This is a genomic window from Psychrobacter sp. H27, from assembly GCF_059072655.1.
In genome coordinates, this window is sequence record NZ_JCACRX010000001.1 from 1,657,823 (window position 1) to 1,677,069 (window position 19,247).

16 protein-coding genes are annotated in these 19,247 nt (G+C 45.5%); 7 read left to right on the forward strand and 9 right to left on the reverse strand.

What is annotated here, in order from left to right:
* The first annotated feature begins 27 nt into the window (after window positions 1–27).
* Complete coding sequence (locus tag AC5JPY_RS06670) at window positions 28–780, forward strand: SDR family NAD(P)-dependent oxidoreductase (protein ID WP_443526643.1); 753 nt, start codon at window positions 28–30, stop codon at window positions 778–780.
* Window positions 781–807: 27 nt separating this feature from the next.
* Here AC5JPY_RS06670 and AC5JPY_RS06675 read toward each other — a convergent pair whose 3' ends face one another.
* Window positions 808–1,464 carry a hypothetical protein gene (locus tag AC5JPY_RS06675; protein WP_443526644.1) on the reverse strand — a complete coding sequence of 219 codons (657 nt, stop codon included), beginning with the start codon at window positions 1,462–1,464 and terminating at the stop codon, window positions 808–810.
* Between the two features lie 170 nt (window positions 1,465–1,634).
* On the opposite strand from AC5JPY_RS06675, the gene AC5JPY_RS06680 reads away from it, so the two are divergent.
* On the forward strand, window positions 1,635–2,591 hold the full coding sequence (locus AC5JPY_RS06680; protein ID WP_443526645.1) for an alpha/beta fold hydrolase: 957 nt from the start codon (window positions 1,635–1,637) through the stop codon (window positions 2,589–2,591).
* A gap of 182 nt (window positions 2,592–2,773) precedes the next feature.
* Window positions 2,774–3,610, forward strand: a complete 837-nt coding sequence (locus tag AC5JPY_RS06685) for an alpha/beta fold hydrolase (RefSeq protein ID WP_443526646.1) — start codon at window positions 2,774–2,776, stop codon at window positions 3,608–3,610.
* Window positions 3,611–3,704: 94 nt separating this feature from the next.
* Here the strand turns inward: AC5JPY_RS06685 and AC5JPY_RS06690 are convergent, their stop codons facing one another.
* Both AC5JPY_RS06690 and tyrS read right to left on the reverse strand, forming a co-directional pair.
* A complete protein-coding gene (locus tag AC5JPY_RS06690; RefSeq protein ID WP_443526648.1) occupies window positions 3,705–3,941 on the reverse strand; it encodes a DUF1653 domain-containing protein in 237 nt (78 codons plus the stop codon).
* 71 nt (window positions 3,942–4,012) lie between these two features.
* Window positions 4,013–5,227: a tyrosine--tRNA ligase gene (gene tyrS / locus AC5JPY_RS06695; protein ID WP_443526650.1), complete on the reverse strand. Its 1,215-nt coding sequence runs from the start codon at window positions 5,225–5,227 to the stop codon at window positions 4,013–4,015.
* Between the two features lie 143 nt (window positions 5,228–5,370).
* Here tyrS and AC5JPY_RS06700 point away from each other — a divergent pair, with 143 nt between their 5' ends.
* The 3 genes from AC5JPY_RS06700 (at window position 5,371) to AC5JPY_RS06710 (ending at window position 9,253) form a co-directional block, all read left to right on the forward strand.
* Complete coding sequence (locus tag AC5JPY_RS06700; RefSeq protein ID WP_443526651.1) at window positions 5,371–6,801, forward strand: anhydro-N-acetylmuramic acid kinase; 1,431 nt, start codon at window positions 5,371–5,373, stop codon at window positions 6,799–6,801.
* 153 nt (window positions 6,802–6,954) lie between these two features.
* Complete coding sequence (gene fabF / locus AC5JPY_RS06705) at window positions 6,955–8,289, forward strand: beta-ketoacyl-ACP synthase II (RefSeq protein ID WP_443526813.1); 1,335 nt, start codon at window positions 6,955–6,957, stop codon at window positions 8,287–8,289.
* A gap of 130 nt (window positions 8,290–8,419) precedes the next feature.
* Entirely contained in the window at window positions 8,420–9,253 is an 834-nt protein-coding gene (locus AC5JPY_RS06710) for a hypothetical protein (RefSeq protein ID WP_443526652.1), read from the forward strand.
* Window positions 9,254–9,383: 130 nt separating this feature from the next.
* On the opposite strand, the gene AC5JPY_RS06715 is transcribed toward AC5JPY_RS06710, so the two are convergent.
* From AC5JPY_RS06715 to AC5JPY_RS06735, 5 genes are all read right to left on the reverse strand, one after another.
* Window positions 9,384–11,201, reverse strand: a complete 1,818-nt coding sequence (locus tag AC5JPY_RS06715; RefSeq protein ID WP_443526654.1) for an aminopeptidase P family protein — start codon at window positions 11,199–11,201, stop codon at window positions 9,384–9,386.
* Window positions 11,202–11,610: 409 nt separating this feature from the next.
* A complete protein-coding gene (locus AC5JPY_RS06720) occupies window positions 11,611–13,116 on the reverse strand; it encodes a peptide MFS transporter (RefSeq protein ID WP_442967666.1) in 1,506 nt (501 codons plus the stop codon).
* Window positions 13,117–13,477: 361 nt separating this feature from the next.
* Window positions 13,478–13,933, reverse strand: a complete 456-nt coding sequence (locus tag AC5JPY_RS06725; protein WP_443526655.1) for a hypothetical protein — start codon at window positions 13,931–13,933, stop codon at window positions 13,478–13,480.
* 191 nt (window positions 13,934–14,124) lie between these two features.
* Window positions 14,125–15,699: an apolipoprotein N-acyltransferase gene (gene lnt / locus AC5JPY_RS06730; RefSeq protein WP_443526657.1), complete on the reverse strand. Its 1,575-nt coding sequence runs from the start codon at window positions 15,697–15,699 to the stop codon at window positions 14,125–14,127.
* Between the two features lie 297 nt (window positions 15,700–15,996).
* The gene (locus AC5JPY_RS06735) at window positions 15,997–16,896 is read right to left on the reverse strand and encodes a CBS domain-containing protein (protein ID WP_319051586.1); all 900 of its coding nucleotides are present in this window, start codon (window positions 16,894–16,896) and stop codon (window positions 15,997–15,999) included.
* Between the two features lie 333 nt (window positions 16,897–17,229).
* Here AC5JPY_RS06735 and AC5JPY_RS06740 point away from each other — a divergent pair, with 333 nt between their 5' ends.
* A complete protein-coding gene (locus tag AC5JPY_RS06740) occupies window positions 17,230–18,441 on the forward strand; it encodes an Lnb N-terminal periplasmic domain-containing protein (protein WP_443526659.1) in 1,212 nt (403 codons plus the stop codon).
* A gap of 49 nt (window positions 18,442–18,490) precedes the next feature.
* Here the strand turns inward: AC5JPY_RS06740 and AC5JPY_RS06745 are convergent, their stop codons facing one another.
* Window positions 18,491–19,018 carry a YcgN family cysteine cluster protein gene (locus AC5JPY_RS06745; RefSeq protein ID WP_443526815.1) on the reverse strand — a complete coding sequence of 176 codons (528 nt, stop codon included), beginning with the start codon at window positions 19,016–19,018 and terminating at the stop codon, window positions 18,491–18,493.
* Window positions 19,019–19,247: the final 229 nt, after the last annotated feature.

Sequence of the window (19,247 nt, forward strand, 5' to 3'; positions counted from 1 at the left end):
AGACAGTATCGCTAATAAGGACAGATAATGAACGTATTGATTACAGGGGCAAGCGCAGGGTTTGGTAAAGCGCTAGCAGAGCGTTTGGTTGCAAACGGTCATCGCGTGATTGGTTGTGCTAGACGCCTTGATAAACTGAATGCTTTGGCAGATACCCTAGGCGATGCGTTTTTGCCCGTGGTTATGGATGTGAGTGAAACAGACTCTATCCCGCAAATTCTTGCTGATCTGCCTAATGGTTTCAAGCAAATCGATGTGCTCGTAAATAATGCAGGATTAGCGCTCGGTACAGAGCCTGCACACAAAGCCAGTCTCGATGACTGGATGCGTATGAATGATACCAATGTCAAAGGTTTGATGGCGTTGACTCATGCTGTCCTGCCAGCGATGGTTGCGCGCGATAGTGGTTATATCATTAATGTTGGCTCAATCGCAGGTAACTGGCCTTATTTTGGTGGCAACGTTTACGGCGCAACCAAAGCATTTGTAAAACAATTCAGCCTAAACTTACGTGCCGATCTGCTTGGTACGCAAGTGCGTGTGACCAATCTTGAGCCAGGAGTAGTTGCGGGTACTGAGTTTTCAAACGTACGCTATCACGGTGATGATGACAAAGCGGCAAAGGTCTATGATGGTTTTAAGACCATGACGGGTGAAGATATTGGCGATATTTTGCTGTGGCTGATTGAGTCACCTGCGCATATTAATGTCAATCGCTTAGAAGTCATGCCAGTGGCCCAAACCTACAATGGCTTAACCGTTGCCAAGCAAGACAGTTAAGACAGGTCTAGCTCCTCGATATACTTATTAGCGTAACTCATACGACCGAAGCAATATAGAGCCCTCTATATTGCTTTTTTTTATGTCTTCAATCGTTACCTCACCCACCAGACGCAGGTCCTGAAAGTCCATAATCAACACTTCATTGCGCAGCCGCTCGCTCGTGCGTTTGTTGTGACGTATTGCAAACCCCAATACTTGCTTACCCGTGATGGTAATTTGGTTAATCACTACTCTGGAGGCATTGGTGACTGATGTCTTGGATGTTTTCTGAGCATTGACGATCGCAGTGGCTGGATTGACAGTAGTGGTAAGCAGTTTGGTCTGTCGCACACTTTTTGGCATATCTCCTGCAAAAAAAAGCACCTGTGTGAGCGGCAGATACTGCGTATGGCGCATTAGCTCCTGACGGAACAACGAAGGCATATCTATATTGAAACTGTCTTCTGTCTGCTGATAAAAGGCGGTAAAGTTGCGATGCAGGTACCGTCCAAATACCGTGGTATTGATCCATTCTTTATAAATATTATTCGCCAGTAGCTGCTTGGTAAAGGCGCTGGCATCAACCGTGACCTCGTTATTTAACATCGACAATAAAAGTGCTTGTGGACTGGTAAAGGTCTGCTGCTCCCAGACTTGTGGATACAAGCTACTATCCAATAATGATAATATCGATTTGCCCATACCCTTCTACCCTTGTCAGTTATTGCTACTGCTTTTACCACCCGCCAAATTTTGTGCTATGGTCAGATGACTGTTTAATATAACAGTCTTTTATCAGCGGTAAAGCCCATTTTGTAGCGACCTGTCTCAACAAATAAACAGGTGGCTTCATAACCCAAAGTGATCCCTCTATGAAAAAAAACCTTAGCGCCTTGGCTGCTCCTTATCAGTTACAGACGATCACTATCAAATCAGCGGATGGTATAGCGCTACCCGTATCGGTTATTGGACACGGCAAACCCGTCATGATGCTGCATGCTTATGGTATGGATGCACGAGAGTTTTTACCTTTTATACTGCCACTGATCGGTAAATACGAATTTTATCTGCCACATTTTCGGGGGTTTGGTGCCGCACAAAATATCGAGCTGACGCCGTTTGATTTTATCAATCAGTACGCTGAAGATATTGATGACATCATTGAGCATGTCTGCATAAACCGTAACGTAGAATCACTGCCCGTTGCTGCGATTTCGATGGGGGCGTTGGTGATGTGGTCTTATTTTACCCACTTTGGCACATCTCACATCAGCCGCTATTTGAACATCGATCAAAGCCCTGTGATTCACAATCAACCAGATTGGCAAGGTGGATTGTTTGGTGATCGGCAAACAGAGATGTTTGCAGTTTTCCAAGAAATTATTGATATGACGCTACCGTATGCGCAAGTCGAATGCTTTACGCATTTGCCTTTTTCTCTTAAACGCCGTGTGACAGACATTGAAAAATTATTTTCTTTACTCTCTGTCAGCCGCCCGCGCTCAAAAGCCATCGTGCAAGCGCTCACTCATCAAAACGATCATAAACTGGCATTTTATAATCACCAAACATGGAAACACAAAATGCGCTGCCTGCAAGCCTATCTCGCCATACCTTATGATTTTCGGGTAGGTATAGAAAACATCACCATTCCCGTCGTCAGTTTGATCGGTGGTCAATCAACGCTCTATGACCCTAAATGGCAGCAAAGAATCACCCAAATGCTGCCCAATGCTAGTGAAATCATACTGCCACACTCAGGTCATGCCGTGCCACTAGATGCACCTATAGCCTTCTATAAAGTCCTAAAAGAATTTCTACAAGATTAACTAGAGTTTTACACAACCGCTTTATAATCACTACTATAGCTTTACAACCTGTCATAGCAATTCATTTGGGCTGATTCTATACTTAAACGCTGATGCAAATCCTTAATAACTCACTACGAGTGACAGTCACTGATAAGCATCAACAAAATATATGACTACAATAATATCAAAAGGATGAAACCATGCCCTACGCTACCGTTGCAACACAGGACGACCAATCCGTCGAACTCTATTACGAAACCCAAGGTATAGGCAAACCTATCATACTCATCCATGGCTGGCCACTCAGTGGTCGCGCTTGGGAAGCACAGCTACCTGCGCTAGTCGCAGCAGGCTATCAAGTCATTACTTATGATAGACGCGGCTTTGGTCAGTCATCCAAACCATGGAACGGCTACGACTACGATACCCTAGCCCAAGACTTAAAAGGTCTTATGGAGACACTTGATTTGCAAGATGCCACCATCGTTGGTTTCTCTATGGGCGGCGGTGAAGTGGCGCGTTATCTGGGTAAATACGGCTCCGAGCGTGTGAGCAAAGCGGTACTCGCCTCTGCGGTCCCACCGTACTTATTTAAAGCAGATGATAATCCTGATGGTGGTCTTGAAGAGTCAGATATTCAAGGTTTTTTGGATGGTGTTAGCAATGATCGTATTGCCTTTTTAAATGACTTTACTAAGAACTTCTTTACCCCAAAAGATGGTAAGTTGCTGGTCAGCAAGCCAATGCGCCTATACAATCGTGATATTGCTGCATTTGCTTCTGCTAAAGCGACACTTGATTGCGTTAAATCCTTTAGCTATACCGACTTTCGCGATGATTTAAAAGCGTTTGATGTACCGACATTAGTCATACATGGCGATGCGGATCAAATTGTACCGATCGAAGCGAGTGGTGAACGCTCTCACGATATGATTGCAGACAGTAGATTACACGTCATTGAAGGTGGTCCACACGGTATCAATGTGACCCATAGCGAAGAGTTCAATAAAGCATTGATTGCATTTTTGAACAACTAATGGCGCATCTATCTAAAACCTAGATATAAAACAAAAAACGACCTCAACGGGTCGTTTTTTTTGGGTGAAATTTCTCGTGCGTGGTGGTTCAGTACTAATCATTCAATGGTTGAATCAACTCAAATCGTGGTACCTCTTTACCTTCAACGCTGACTGTTTCAGCAAACATCGCAAGCGGTCGTACCCACACCCCATACTCACCGTACAGACAACGATAGACTACGAGCGACTCTTCAGTCTCTGAGTGCTGCGCGGTATGCAATACTTGATACAAGCTGCCTTTGTAATGGCGGTAAATGCCTTGAGTTATAGTGGCTTGATTTGTCATCATTACAGTTTACTCTTTATATTTTGTTATTCACTCGCTATGACAGATTGAGCAGGCACTTGAGCAATAAGCACTTAAGCAACAGTCACTTTTGCATAGGCTTTCTTGCCCGCTTGAATCACGACCGTCTGACCTGAGGTTAGACTAAACCCACCATCAACCACTTCACCGTCGACTTTTACTGCGCCGCGCTTGACCATATCTTTAGCAGCTGCACCGTTTTTGGCAAGCTCAGCTTGGTTTAGGATTTGCGCGATAAATAAGGCTTCTTGACCTGCTTCAAGCGTTAATGTCACTTCTGGCAAATCAACCGGTAGCTCACCATCTGCCAAGACATTACCAGCAGATTTATGCGCATTGGCAGCAGCATCCGCATCATGGAAACGCTCAATCAATTCCTCGGCAAGGATACGTTTGATTTCTTGTGGGTTGCGCCCGGCTTCCATTTCCGCCATCAAGGCTTCGATCTGCTCCATCGGCTTGAAACTTAAAAACTCAAAGTAACGATGGATTAAGGTATCAGGCATCGATAGGATTTTCTGGTACATGGTACCTGGCGCATCATAGATAGCGACATAATTATTTAGTGACTTAGACATTTTATTAACGCCGTCCAATCCTTCTAAGATTGGCACCGTGATGCAGACTTGTTGCTCTTGATCATATCGCCCTTGCAATGTACGTCCCATTAGCAAATTGAAGGTTTGATCGGTACCACCGAGCTCAACATCGGCTTTTAGCGCGATAGAGTCATAGCCTTGCACTAATGGATACAGAAACTCATGGATTGAAATAGGCGTTTGCGAAGCATAGCGTTTAGAGAAATCATCACGCTCAAGCATACGCGAGACCGTCTGCTGACTGGCAAGCTGAATCATGTCAGCGGCGCTCATGTCACTGAACCACTCAGAGTTAAAGACCACGCGAGTTTTTTCTTTGTCTAAGATTTTAAATACTTGCTCAGCATAGGTTGTTGCATTGGCTTTGATTTGCTCATCAGTCAATGGCGGACGTGTAGAGTTCTTACCAGAAGGGTCGCCAATCTTGGCCGTGTAGTCACCGATTAGAAAATAAATCTCATGACCTAAATCTTGAAAATGCTTGAGCTTATTGATCAGTACTGTATGACCTAAATGCAGGTCGGGCGCAGTAGGATCAAAGCCTGCCTTGATACGTAGCGGGCGATTAAGCTTTAGCTTAGCCACCAAATCGTCTTCGGAGAGTATCTCTTGCGTACCGCGCTGAATGAGGGCCAGTTGTTCTTCTAGGGTGTAGGTTTTATCGGTCATGGTACTCTCTATATATTACTTTCGTTAGGGTTTTTATAAGTGATGGTTACCGGCTCTATACCTTATGACGTTTAGAAGCTCAAAAGGTAAGAAAAAATGCTAGAATTTGACGGATATACTAGCGTTTTTTAAGGTAAATTGCCATGACCAACCCCGCATCAACTACTGATACTGACCATAATGCCCTTGCCGACTTGCTTATGAATAATGGTTTGGATAATAGTTCAGACGATATCGACGACTTAACCCATGATAGTTCGAACTACGCCACACTGACCGACGCTCTTGAGCAAACGGTGTTTGAAAGCTTTGATGATGGCTTATATATCGGAATGATGTCAGGCACTAGTTTGGATGGGATGGATGCGGTTCTTTGTCAGTTCAATAACGACATGGCTGATAAAGAAAATACCAACAAAGAAAACACTATTGATGAAGAGAATAGCCAACCAGCAATGCAACTGCTCGCGACGTATAGTCAAGAGTTTCCACCAAGACTACGTGAAGTGCTACTGGGGTTATGTCAGCCGAATGGTGTGAATCAACTCGTACCGGAGGTCAATGAACCAAACAGTGAATTGGATTGGTTTGGCTGGGCAAGCCGCGCGTATGCGGAGTTCGCAAGCGAAGTGGTCAATACCTTATTGCAGCAATCAAATACCGACCCCGAATCAGTACTGGCGATTGGCTGTCATGGACAAACCGTCCGTCATCGCCCGCAAATGGGCTTTAGTTTGCAACTGGTCGACGCCAATATCATCGCTGAGCGTACAGGCATCAGCGTGGTCAGTGATTTTCGTCGTCGTGACATGGCAGTTGGTGGTCAAGGTGCGCCTCTAGTACCTGCGTTTCATCAGGCCTTATTTGCGATACCTGATAGCACACGCGTGCTCCTAAATTTGGGCGGTATTGCTAATATAACCGTCTTGCCAGCGTTAACTAATGGCGTGGACAGCAACCTAGATAGCAACACAGATAGCGCAGATAATGTCATTGGCTATGATACTGGACCTGCTAATCTATTGTTAGATGCATGGACGGCGTTGCATACAGATAATGACTATGATGCAAAAGGCGCTTGGGCACAATCTGGCACCATCATTGAGCCACTATTACACCAGCTGTTGACCCATGCATTTTTCGCTCAGCCTCACCCCAAGAGTACTGGTCGTGAAGACTTTAATTTGGCATGGCTACAGGGTGAGCTACAGGCTTTTGAACAAGCCAATGCTAATGTCAGTTATTCAGCAGCTGATGTACAAGCCACTTTGACTGAACTAACCGCTATCAGTGCGAGCACGCAAATCAGTATGTTTACAGATACGGATAAAAACAGCTCGGTATACGTCTGTGGTGGCGGCGCACTGAATGATTATCTAATGACACGTCTACAAGCTCATCTACTTCGCTGCACAGTACAAACCACTGATCATTTAGGGCTGGCGCCAACATGGGTAGAAGCCGTCGCTTTTGCGTGGTTAGCCCGTCAAACTATCATGGGTGAAACAGGTAATTTGCCAGCAGTAACTGGTGCCAATAAACGCGTGGTATTGGGTCAAGTCTGTTTTGCCTGACCAGTTATATTTTAGTTTACATACGTGCACCTATGTGTTTTATAATAACTTTTAAAACGCCATCCTCTTAGGACCCGTAAGTATAGGACATATCGTATGAGCCAACACAGCAGTTCACCTATTGACCAAGCCACCAATGATGACACAAACAATATGACCGCAGCACCTGTACATAAATCGCGTCAAAAACCACCACACTACGAGCGTTCTGATGAGACTCGCGTGGTGGTCACAGGGATGGGCGCCATCACACCGCTTGGTCTAGATGTTGATAGCTCGTGGTCCAAATTGCTCAATGGTGATAGTGGTATCGCACCGATTACTCATTTCGATGCCACAGGCTACCGTGCTCAGATCGCAGGCGTGGTCAAAGACTTCGATGCCAAACAGTATATGAGCGCCAAAGATGCCCGCCGCTATGATGAGTTTATACATTATGGGATTGCAGCATCTTCTATGGCATTGAAGCATGCTGGGTTTATTGATGAGATCGGTGCTGCTGATGCGCCAGTACAGGGTGTGGAGCAAGATCGTTTTGGTATTATTTTGGGCTCAGGTATTGGTGGTATCCAAACCATCGAAAACAGCCGCGATACCCTACGTGAAAAAGGCGCAGCCAAGGTGTCGCCTTTCATCATTCCAGGATCTATTGTCAATATGGCGGCAGGATTGGTCGCGATTAAACACACCCTAAAAGGTCCGAACTTGGCGACATCAACCGCTTGTACCACTGCCACTCATGCTATGGGTCTGGCAGCACGTTTGATTGCTTACGGTGATGCTGATGTCATGCTGGCGGGTGGTAGTGAAAAAGGCTCAAGCCCGCTTGGTATATCAGGGTTTAGCGCCATGCACGCACTCTCAACGCGTAACGATGAGCCGACCAAAGCGTCGCGTCCATTCGATAAAGGTCGTGACGGTTTTGTACTTGGGGATGGTGCTGGCGTGGTCGTATTAGAAAGTCTTGCTCACGCCAAAGCTCGCGGCGCGACGATATTGGCAGAGCTTGTCGGGTTTGGTATGAGCGATGATGCCAGTCATATTACCGCACCACCAGAAGACGGTAGCGGCGCTGCAAAAGCGATGCGAAATGCACTCAATGATGCGGGTATCGAGCCATCAAGCGTGGGTTATGTCAATGCTCATGGTACCAGTACACCTGCGGGCGACGTGGCGGAGTCCATTGCTATCGAAACTGTGTTCTCTCCTGTTAAAGACAGTATCTTGGTCAGCTCGACCAAATCAATGACGGGGCATTTGCTGGGTGCTGCTGGCGGTGTTGAAGCTATCTTTACCGTACTTGCCCTACAGAACCAACATGTACCACCGACAATCAACTTAGATGACGTCGAAGACAACTGTAACCTCGATTATGTAGCTAATCAATCGCGTAAGGTCGATAACCTACAGTATGCTGTCTCTAATAGCTTTGGTTTTGGCGGTACCAATGGGTCTTTGGTATTTGCACGTTGGCCTATCAGTCAATAACAGCCACCCATCTGCATCGCAGTGCATGATAATGATTGCGTTGTAACGCTGGTGTCAGATTGGCTACGTTTGTCCACTTGCAGCCCCTTATCGTACTTGCGTATGATAAGGGGTAATTTTTGGAACATTTATGGAAGATACCATGTCAAGCTACTCATTTTCCCATCAGTTTTATCAGCGTTGGACGTGCGCGCCTGAGCCGGTACGCGCAGCAATCACTCAAGAGCTCAAAGACATCACCACTCTACTACAAGCTGACACTCCATTTGAAAGCTTTGAATTTAATACGCATGATCTGGACGCTCATGTGGACGAGCTATACGACAACTATAATGCTGAACAAGCCATTGCCAAAGCGATCGCTGACAAACAAGAGCAAGCAGATGTAGCAGCCGAAAAACAGCGATTAGAAGAAGAACAAAAGAAAAAGGCTGAAGAAGCGGCTCTCCAAGCAGAAGCTGAACTGGCTGAAGAAGCTCAAAAAGAACAAGAAAAAAATGAGCCGATAGCAGCAGATAAAAATAATACTGATGAAAAATTTATCGCTACTAGCATAGATAAAGTAAATGCTGATAAAGACAGTCCAGTTACTGATAATTCTATTGCAAAGACCGAAACAGCAGCATCAGAACCACAAAAGACTGAAAGTAGTGCTAGCGATAACAAAAATGCTGACCACAAAGCCATTAACGAACAAACTCATGCTATTGGTGATAGCCATATTAAAGACATTCATCATAAAACCAGCACAGCGATTAACTTAGTCTTAAAAGACTCAAAATTAGATATAATGCATCAAGAGCTCATCCGTGAACTTGAAACGCAAGTCGATGATTATTTGAGTGAGCAGATGATGCTATTGTCTGAAAATCTAAAGTCTTGGCTACGTGCTGAAGTCACCCAGCATTTAAACGAACAGAATGATTCAACTGTCAATAACGAAGCCGCTAAGAGCATCCATTAATTTTGCTCATTTTTTAATATTGGACTTGCCGTTAGAAATAGCCGCTCAGCAGTAAGTAACGAGCATTAAAAAGCCCCGTAAATCTTTACGGGGCTTTTTAATGCTTTTATTTAATGTTTTGAGCTCAGTATTAAATGGCTTTGGTACGTTCAGTCAACCATTCAAGCGCAGCGCCTTCGACCCGATCTTTTAGCTCTGTATAGACTTGGCTATGATAGTCATTGAGCCAGTCTATCTCGGTTTGATCCAACAACGATGGCTCAATCAGGCGCGTATCAATTGGACAGTAAGTGATGGTCTCAAAGTTTAAGAAATCACCAAATTCTGTCTCAGTAGGCTTGGTAACTGGCGTATTTACTACCAAATTCTCAATACGGATACCCCATTTGCCTTCGCGGTACAGACCTGGCTCATTACTTGAAATCATACCGACTTTCATCGCGCGCTCTTTTGGCGTGCTGGCACTATAGGCGATGACTTGTGGGCCTTCGTGTACATTTAAGAAATAACCAACGCCGTGACCGGTACCATGACCATAGTCCATCTGTGCTTGCCACAACGGAGCACGGCAAATCGCATCAATCAATGGTGAGGCAATGCCATCAGGGAAATGGGCGCGAGCTAGTGCAATATGTGCTTTTAGCACTGTTGTAAAATCACGCTTATGCTCGGCGGTGACTTGACCAATACCAACCACACGGGTGATATCTGTCGTGCCGTTCTGGTACTGCGCACCTGAGTCTATCAGTAACAATCCGCCTTCGCCCTCAGCCACATCAAGGTAGCTGAAACTCTCTGGCGTCGCGCGGTAATGTGGCAATGCACCATTTTCATTAAAACCCGCGATAGTCGGGAAGCTTGGCGACACATAATGCGGCTGACGACTACGTACCTCTATCAGCATACTATCGACATCCAGCTCACTTAGACGCTCGCCTGCCGTTAGACGCTGCTCAAACTCAGCAAAGAACTCACTCAATGCCGCACCATCTTGACGCATCGCTTCACGCACATGCTCGATATCTGCATCAGACTTCACAGACTTAAGCAGTGTGCTGGGTGCCATCTGCTCAATAAAACCAATATCATCTGCCATTTTTGAGAGCGTACCTACGGCAACTTTGCTCGGATCTAGTAGCAATAAATCGTCTGGCGTCAGTGCGCCAAGTGCTTCTTGTACAGCCGAATAATCAGCCAAGGCGATACCGCTGTCTTTTAGACTCTGTGCTATGTCAGCACTGACTTTACCATTATCAACAAACAACGTCGCACGGTCTGCATCAATCAGCATATGTGATAAAAACACAGGGTTGTAGTCAACATCAGCGCCACGTAAGTTCGTCAACCAAGCGATGTCATCTAAGCTTGAAAGCAAATGATGGGTTGCTCCTGCCGCTGCCATACCTTCGCGTACTGCGGCAAGTTTTAAAGCAGCAGACTGGGCAAGGAACTGCTCATCATGTACGTATAGCTTGGCAGCTGGCAGAGCCGGGCGATCTGTCCAAACGCTCGTCAATACATCACGCTCAGTGATCAAAATAATGTCATTCACATCAAGGGCCGTGAGCAATCGGTCTTGCTCAGCGATAGAGAGTACATTGCCATCTATTGCCACGCTATCCCCTTCTTGTAGATGTTCGGCTAACCAATCGATATGGTTTGGTTGACCTGGCGCGAGCTTTTCTAAAGTGATACCTGTACCTGCTAACTGATCAGCAGCATGTACCCAGTAACGGCTATCAGTCCACAGACCAGCAAACTCAGCTGTTACAACTAGCGTACCAACAGAACCGGTAAATCCTGATAGCCATTGGCGGGTTTGCCAATACTCTGGTAGATACTCAGACAGGTGAGGATCAGCAGAGGGCACGATGATTGCAGTGAGATCTTGCTCTACTAAGCTCGCACGTAGGCTAGCTATCCGCTCGTGAATGGTTTGTTTTTTCATTGAATGTGTCCTTCTAGATGTTTTAAGAATATGATGATGACGTGATTATTTATAATCGTCTTGTTCTAATAGTCATTTCGCTTGGGTTATTGATACCGCTTTAGTTTTAATAAAATATTTATTATCGATAGTAATTGTTTAAGTAAGCACTTTCTTTAACTGTGTTTGCTTGATAGTTGCTTCTACTTATTGAGAATATTTGATTGAGGTTGATATTGCGTCACTGATGTTTAGCGTGAGCTACTCTTAGATGTTTGGGCAGAGTGTAAGCTTTCAATGACTGATGCCAAATATCTCACTAAATAAAACAATAAGACGTGCTACCAGCAATGGTAACACGTCTTGTCATACGTCATTTATGCCGTTGTCGTTCGCGGCTATACCGGTCACTCAGCTCCATAGACGTCGCTTACTGTTTGGCCAGCTGCTTCTCACGCTCACTATCTCTAAGCATTTTGTTGATAGGTTTAGCGAGTGCTAGCAAAAACAATGCTGTCACCACCAAGAATATGGTCATGGTAGTAAACAGTCCTGGCAACCCTTCGATTTTGTCAGCAGATACATGACCACCGAAGAACGCAGCAACCAAGTTACCCATGGCGATAGAAGCGAAGAACAACCCCATCATCTGACCTTGCATGCCCTCCGGCGCCAGCTTAGTCATTGCAGATAATCCAACAGGGCTTAATGCCAACTCACCTAGCGTCAGTAATAATAAACTACCAACCAACCATAGTGGCGATGCCAAGCCAGCACCCGGTGCTAAAATGCTTTTAGAGGCAAAAATCATCAAAGCAAAACCCGCAGCGGCAAGTAACATACCCAGCGCAAACTTCGCCATACTGCTTGGCTCAAGACCTCGGTTACCAAGCTTGACCCAGATGATACTGACGATAGGCGCCAGTATCAAAATAAACAATGGGTTCAATGACTGGAACCAGATACTAGGAACGTCAAACCCTAAAACGTTTAGATCGGTATAACGATCAGCAAATAAGTTAAAAGATGTGGGCTGCTGCTCAAAACTTGACCAAAACAGCGTCGAACCGATGATTAAGACAAAACAAATCAACAAGCGTAATTTGTCCGTCTTATCGAGGCGCGGTGAGATAAACATAATCGCAAAATATAAGATGACCACCGCAGCGATGATATACGTCATGTACTCTGCGACCATCTCAGGATTGAACGATATCATGCCAGTAGACACTAATAGCACTACGGCGACTAACAACGCGACAAACCCACCAACCCAGCGTCCAATGTTTTTGTAGCGGTCATTGGAATGCTCCCATTCGGCAGAGATACCTTTGGCTGTGGCATAACGAGTCAGATTTTTTTGCGCGACAAAACGATAGATAAGCAAGGACACGAGCATCCCCAAACCACCGACGCCAAAGCCGACATGCCACATGCCTTTTTCTTTGAAGACACCAACGATCAGTGCCGCCAATAGCGCGCCGATATTGATACCCATATAAAACAAGGTAAAACCACCGTCACGGCGAGAGTCCCCTTTAGGGTATAGCGCGCCAACCATGACTGAGATACAGGTCTTAAATAATCCTGAGCCCAAGACGATACAGATTAGACCTACGAAGAACAATGTCATGCCAAACATGGCAGAAAGCGCGATACATAAGTGACCAAGAGCAATCACAATACTGCCCCACCACAGCGCGCGCTCTTGACCAAGCCAGTTGTCAGCCAACCAACCCCCTGGTACCGCTGCTAAATACAACGAACCTGCAAAAATACCATAGATAGCAGAAGCCGTGACTTCACTAAAACCAAAACCGCCGCTACCCACAGTCGCAACCATAAATAGAACTAATAATGGACGGATACTATAGTAGGAGAACCGCTCCCACATTTCGGTAAAAAATAATGAGCGTAATGGCGCTGGGTGTCCCATAAAGCCATTGTCTAGTGCTTGCAGCTCTGCTGCACTAGTACCTGTTTTTGATTCTGTAATCACAGCTTTATTCCTTTAAAGATTGTTTTTTTAATGACCAAATGCCCTATTATCCAGACGAGCGGTCATATAGGCGGAACATTGTTTCACTTGGCCATAATCAAGTAAAGAAATAATTGGTTAAAAATTACACAAATACCCATAAAAAAGCCCGCTCTCGATGATTGAGAACGGGCTTTTTTATAGGTTTATCAACACATCTATCATATTGATATGACTAATAATCAGTACTTATAGAATGACCTACTTATAAGGTATTTCGCAATGTAGCTATTTACCTATCGAGTCACGACAGCAAACACTACTGTGCGGCGGCAGTATCGTCAGCGGTCGTGCCGGCATCGCCAGCATCTAAATCGCCATCTGCTTGCTCAGCGGTCAAGTCAGTATCGGCAACCGCGGCTTGGCTCACTGTACCAGAAGCTGTCGCTGTACCTGCTTCTGCAGTAACAATTGCGCTATCAGCGTCTGTTGCTGCTGCTGGTGTTACCGCTGCATCTGCAGCCGTATCAGGTGCTGCTGCATCTTCTGCAACCATCGCAGTATCTGTCTCAGCAGCTGTGTCTTCAGTCGCAATGGCTTCTGCCTCGTCTGCCGCCGCTGATGCTTCCGTTGACTCAGCAGTGATATGCTCACCTGCTGGACGCAAAAATGCAGAAACACCAATGAGTAAGACAATACCTAAGAACATGGCAATGCCGCCCAGAGTAAACAACAGCTCTTTTTTTGGATTGTTATTGACGATACCTTCTGACATACCTTATCACCTTGCACAAAATATTTGAAATATTGACCTATTATATCGCAATTTATACTGATTTGTGAAAACCCTTAAGTATTTAAAGGGTTTATTATCAACAATTTTACTACTCATTTTTGGTATATATAGCCATCATTCACCCAATTACCTGATTATCATAGGCTATCACCATTGAGCGTGTATCGTTTTTACTTACCCAGACGTACTGGAGTCTTTGGACGCTTGCCCAAGTAACTCAGTATGAGTAATAGCGCCATAATAAATAAAATAGGATAATGACCAAAGCGCATGAATGGTGTGTTACCCACTCGTGCTTGCACCTCACCGCGTAATACCGTGCGCTCGAACTGTGGCGCGCGTTCTACGATACGACCTTTGTGATCGATGATAGCGGTCACACCTGTATTGGTCGCACGCATAAACCAGCGACCGTTCTCTAGTGCGCGCATCTGTACCATTTGCAGATGTTGTAGTGGACCTGCTGACGTACCGAACCAAGCATCGTTTGAGATGGTTAATAAAAAGTCCGTACCAATCGCGTTTTTGCGCGTCGTATCTGGATACGCGACTTCATAGCAGATGGCAGCACCTAAGCTATGACCACGCACCTGTAACGGTGATTGTTGGTCACTGCCTCGGCTATAACTCATAATGTCTTGACTACCAGCCAGATTGGGCAATATGTCAAGCACACCTTGAAACGGGATGTATTCACCAAACGGTACTAGACGCTGCTTTTTGTATAGACCCTCTGCCTGAGCACCAAGCGCCACCACGCTATTATAAAACGGCGCATACTTGTCTGTACTGGCATCAAACGTGGCTTCGTCTTTGTAGGGAATACCCGTCACCCATGTCGTATCCGTTTCTTTCGCCATCGCTACCATTTCATTGATGAAGCCAACTGCTTCTGTCTGAAACATAGGAATCGATGACTCAGGCCACAAAACAAGATCACGGCCCCATTCGTCACGCGTCAAAGTAGCGTAGATTTTTAGGGTTTCAATCTGATACTCAGTGAGCCATTTTAGATCTTGCGGGATATTGCCTTGAATCAATGACACTGACAGATCAGGTGTACCTTTGGGCTTGGTCCATTGCGGATTGACCAACCACAGCGTAGTACTAATAACCAGCAACGCAATAGATGGAATCATGTAACCGCCACGGCGACGCAGCAGCTCAACGATACTGGTAGCCAATAGTATCGCCACAAAGGAAACCGTGAAGACGCCAGCAACAGGAGCGAGCGATGACAGCCAATACTGCTCAGTAAAGGCATAACCGACAAACAACCAAGGAAACCCTGTGAACAACCATGTTTTCAGCCACTCTTGGAGTATCCAAAGCGCGGCAAAAGATAATGGCTGTTTGCCAACCACGCGATTGAAAATCAACGCCAAAAACCCATGGAACAATCCCATGCCAAGACCCATCAACGCAATCATAATTAGCGCAAGCCATGCAGGGGTGGAGCCGTAAACATGAATAGATGTATATAGCCAAAATGCCCCCACGCACCAAAGCCCTGTACCGTATGCCTGACCAATAACAAAGGCGCGGCGACCTGTCATCTCAGGCATCAATAGTGCATATAAGATAGCAGGCGATATCAGAGCCACTGGCCAAATGCCATAAGGCGCGAGCGCAAGTATAAAAGCAGCCCCTGCCAACAAAGATATCAGTGCCGCCAATCCCAAATGTAAGCCTTTTGACTTCTCAGGGTTCAAGCGTTTTTGTAAATCAACAGTAGACAGGCGCATAGCAATTATCCAAGACTATATTTTTCAAATATTTCACGGCTCAGCACTAAAAAATTAAAGTAGAGCTGAGGCAAAGCTGGCTGCATCATACGTCATGCAGAACCACAAATAAAACCCACCCATGATACCAGTCAAAACCCATCAATGGGTAAATTTGCGTAGCGAAACCTCAAACTAAAAAGTAAAAGCCAGAAAGCAAAAAAACACGATTTTTTATCGTGTTTTTTATTACATTTACTAGCGAAATTCATTGAGCACTCAGCTGCTAAGACCTGGCTAACAAACTATATGAATAAGTTAATGGCTACCTATTAATATCTGCTGGTCTGCAGTGGTCTTGGTCAGCTCTAGGTTTTGGATAAATCGTCCCTCAACATCAGTGATGGTAATCTGCCAATCATCTATCAAAACGCTCTCGCCTTCTAGGTCGCCGACATAACCGAGTGCTTGCATGACCAATCCGCCCATCGTGTCGACATCGGTATCATCGAAACGACTACCAAGCTCATCATTGCAGTCTTCGATGACGGTAGACGCTTGGACACGCCATGTGTTCGGCTTTTCTGGATCTGCAACGATGTTGTTGATGTCGCTGTCTTCATCAAAGTCGTCATGCTCATCCACGATGTCACCGACGATTTCCTCAAGCAAGTCTTCCATGGTCACCACACCGCCAAAGTTACCAAACTCATCGACGACAATCGCCATATGAACTTGCGTCCGCTGCAACGAGCGTAGCAAAGTATCTGAGCGCGCAGTTTCACTAATATAGAGCGGCTGACGTACTAGGTCTTTTAGGCGTTTGCTATCGATTTTGTCTTCTTGGTTACGCACCATATGAACCAAAATAGGAATCAAATCTTTGGCCAGTAAGATACCAATAACGGCATCATCATCTTGACTGTCAAAAACAGGATAGCGCGAGTGCGTGGTCTCAAGAATAATGTCCATCACTTCAGCAAGGCTGGTGCTTTCGTGAATACCAATCACTTGCGGGCGTGGCGTCATGATTTCGCGCACTTGGGTTGCTGGTAGATCGAGTACGCCTTCTAGCATATCGACCGTATCAGGCTCTAAGAACTGGCGCGAGTCTTGTACCAGACGAATCAATTCGTCACGGGTCTCGGGGGCGGTCGATAGCCAGCGTTTTAAGCCGCGCATCGACCAACTACTCGGGCTGGGAGTGTCGTCAGACATGGTGGTGTGATTTAACCTCTTTAGTTAATGGCAATTAAAATAATCGTGAATAAAAACAAGTAGCGCCTAGATGGGGACAAAAGTAGCAAATAAAATGGCTGATTTATCATTAGTTGATGATTCAATCGTAAACATGCCAGCACAAATTAGCTTCACTTTATCGCAAGGCTCACCGACATTCAACGACAAATTCACTCAATTTGTATTGTCAGCGTGTTATAAACTTTGCTATGGTCAAAGCCTTTATTTAGCAAAACAAACCCTATGTCGCTACGTTCTCTTTTTTCTCGCTTGCTCTCGTCGCGTTCACGCCGCCATCCTAAGGATCGTAGCGTGAGCGATAGCGTAGCAGATAGCAAACAGCCAAAATCCACATGGCGACATCGGCTCGTGTCTTTTTTGATTGCTATTACTCTGCTCCTATCGGCAGTATGGTTGCTGCTAGCGATTTGGTACCAGTACGGGATAGGCTCTATAGTGACCTGGCTTTTCACCATTGTCATCATAAGTCTACTAGGAACACTGCTTAGCACCCGCTATTGGCGTGCCGTCACAAAAATACTGTATCGCCATACCTCAGCTGACAACACAGTGACTAATAAAGCCACTGCCAATAAATGGCTCATCGGACTATACGGCGCGATTTGGTTTATGGGTCTAGGTTGGTTTTTTTCTATTGAGCCCAAGCAGGATCGTGACTGGATGGCTGAGGTCGATCAGCAAGTCGCTTATAAGCGTAATGCGACCAACCCTAATTTGATTACTCTAACCAATGTCCGCAACTTTGATTGGCGTACAGATACAGAAGCAACCGCGCACTGGGATACCCGTACGATTGATTTGTCCAAACTCTCAGGCATCGATGTGACCAACTCTTATTGGATGGGACCACTCATCGCTCATACTTTGGTCAGCTTTCGTTTTGAAGACGATAGACCACTTGCCTTTTCCTTTGAAATTCGTAAAGAAGATGGTGAGTCGTTTTCAGCCCTTGCTGGGTTTTTTAGGCGTTATGAGCTGAGCCTGATTGCGGCAGAAGAGCGTGACATTATCTATACCCGTAGCAACGCACGCGGTGAGCAGGTCTATCTATTTCCCATCAGCAACTTGCAACAGCATGAAGTCAGATCATTATTTGAGTCCTACCTGACTGCCATTGATGAGCTAAATAACAAACCTGCTTGGTACAACACATTGACGAGCAACTGCACCAATATTATCTTTTATATGGCGCGTATTGTCAGTGGCGATCGCTTGCCATGGGATTACCGGATTTGGGTCTCTGGGTGGTTACCTAACTATCTATATGATGTTGGTATGCTCGATGCAGCGCCAGAACAGCCCGATCAACCTTGGTCGATGGATACATGGTATGAGCGTACTCATATTAATCCAAAGTCGCTCGGTTTTGACAATCTGCACTCCATTGGCAATAGCCATGCATTCTCACAGCAAATTCGTCAAGACATTCCACTACCACCACTCGCCCACTCTCAATCTAGTGCTGAGGCAAAAGCCAAGTCTACTGCTCAGGCGTCTAACTAAGTATCATCTAACGAATAAATGAAGAAATAAAAGTAGCGCAGTATTTTTGCTAAGGGTTAACCCAACTGACCACCCGTATCTCCATCTCTTCCTCAGACATACTGGTTTCAGACACACAGCGCCCTGCAACGCCGACATTAGCAGCGCGCATTTCGTGTTGTGTCACCACTGGATCCTGAGTCAATAACAGGTGCCAGCTTGGCAGACTCTGTCCTTTATATAACCGCTTGTAAGCACAGTGCGATGGTAGCCACATCATGTTGGGCAAGTTGTCCATGGTGAGCTGAATGCAATCTGGGACATACTCTTGACGCGTCGCATAATGGCTACAATACCCCGTCGCACAGTCCATTAGCTGGCAGGTGACATCGGTATATTCAACTAGCTCTTCGTCTACATTGCCGTCCTCATCCTCATCGATGTATTTGATCAAACAGCAACTGCCGCAGCCATCACACAATGCTTCCCATTCGCTATGATTCAGCTCGTTCAATGCAAATTGCGACCAAAACTGCGGGCGCAGTGGCTCAGACTTAAAGCCATTATTAGAATCGACACTAGAGCTATCAGGAAACAAACTTATCGATTGCGTAGGCTTAGTATCTGAATCAATACTTGAGTGCAAGTCTGGTTTGTCATCATTTTTGTTTAACAAATTTATAGTCATAAGGTCGCAGTAGCATTTTGATAAAGAGCGTTACAGTATTATAGCTGTTTTTGCTAGACATGGGCGTTAAGGTAGTACGAGTTAGGAACACGAACCATCACAGCCACAAAGAATTAAAACTCATAACATAAAAAAGGAC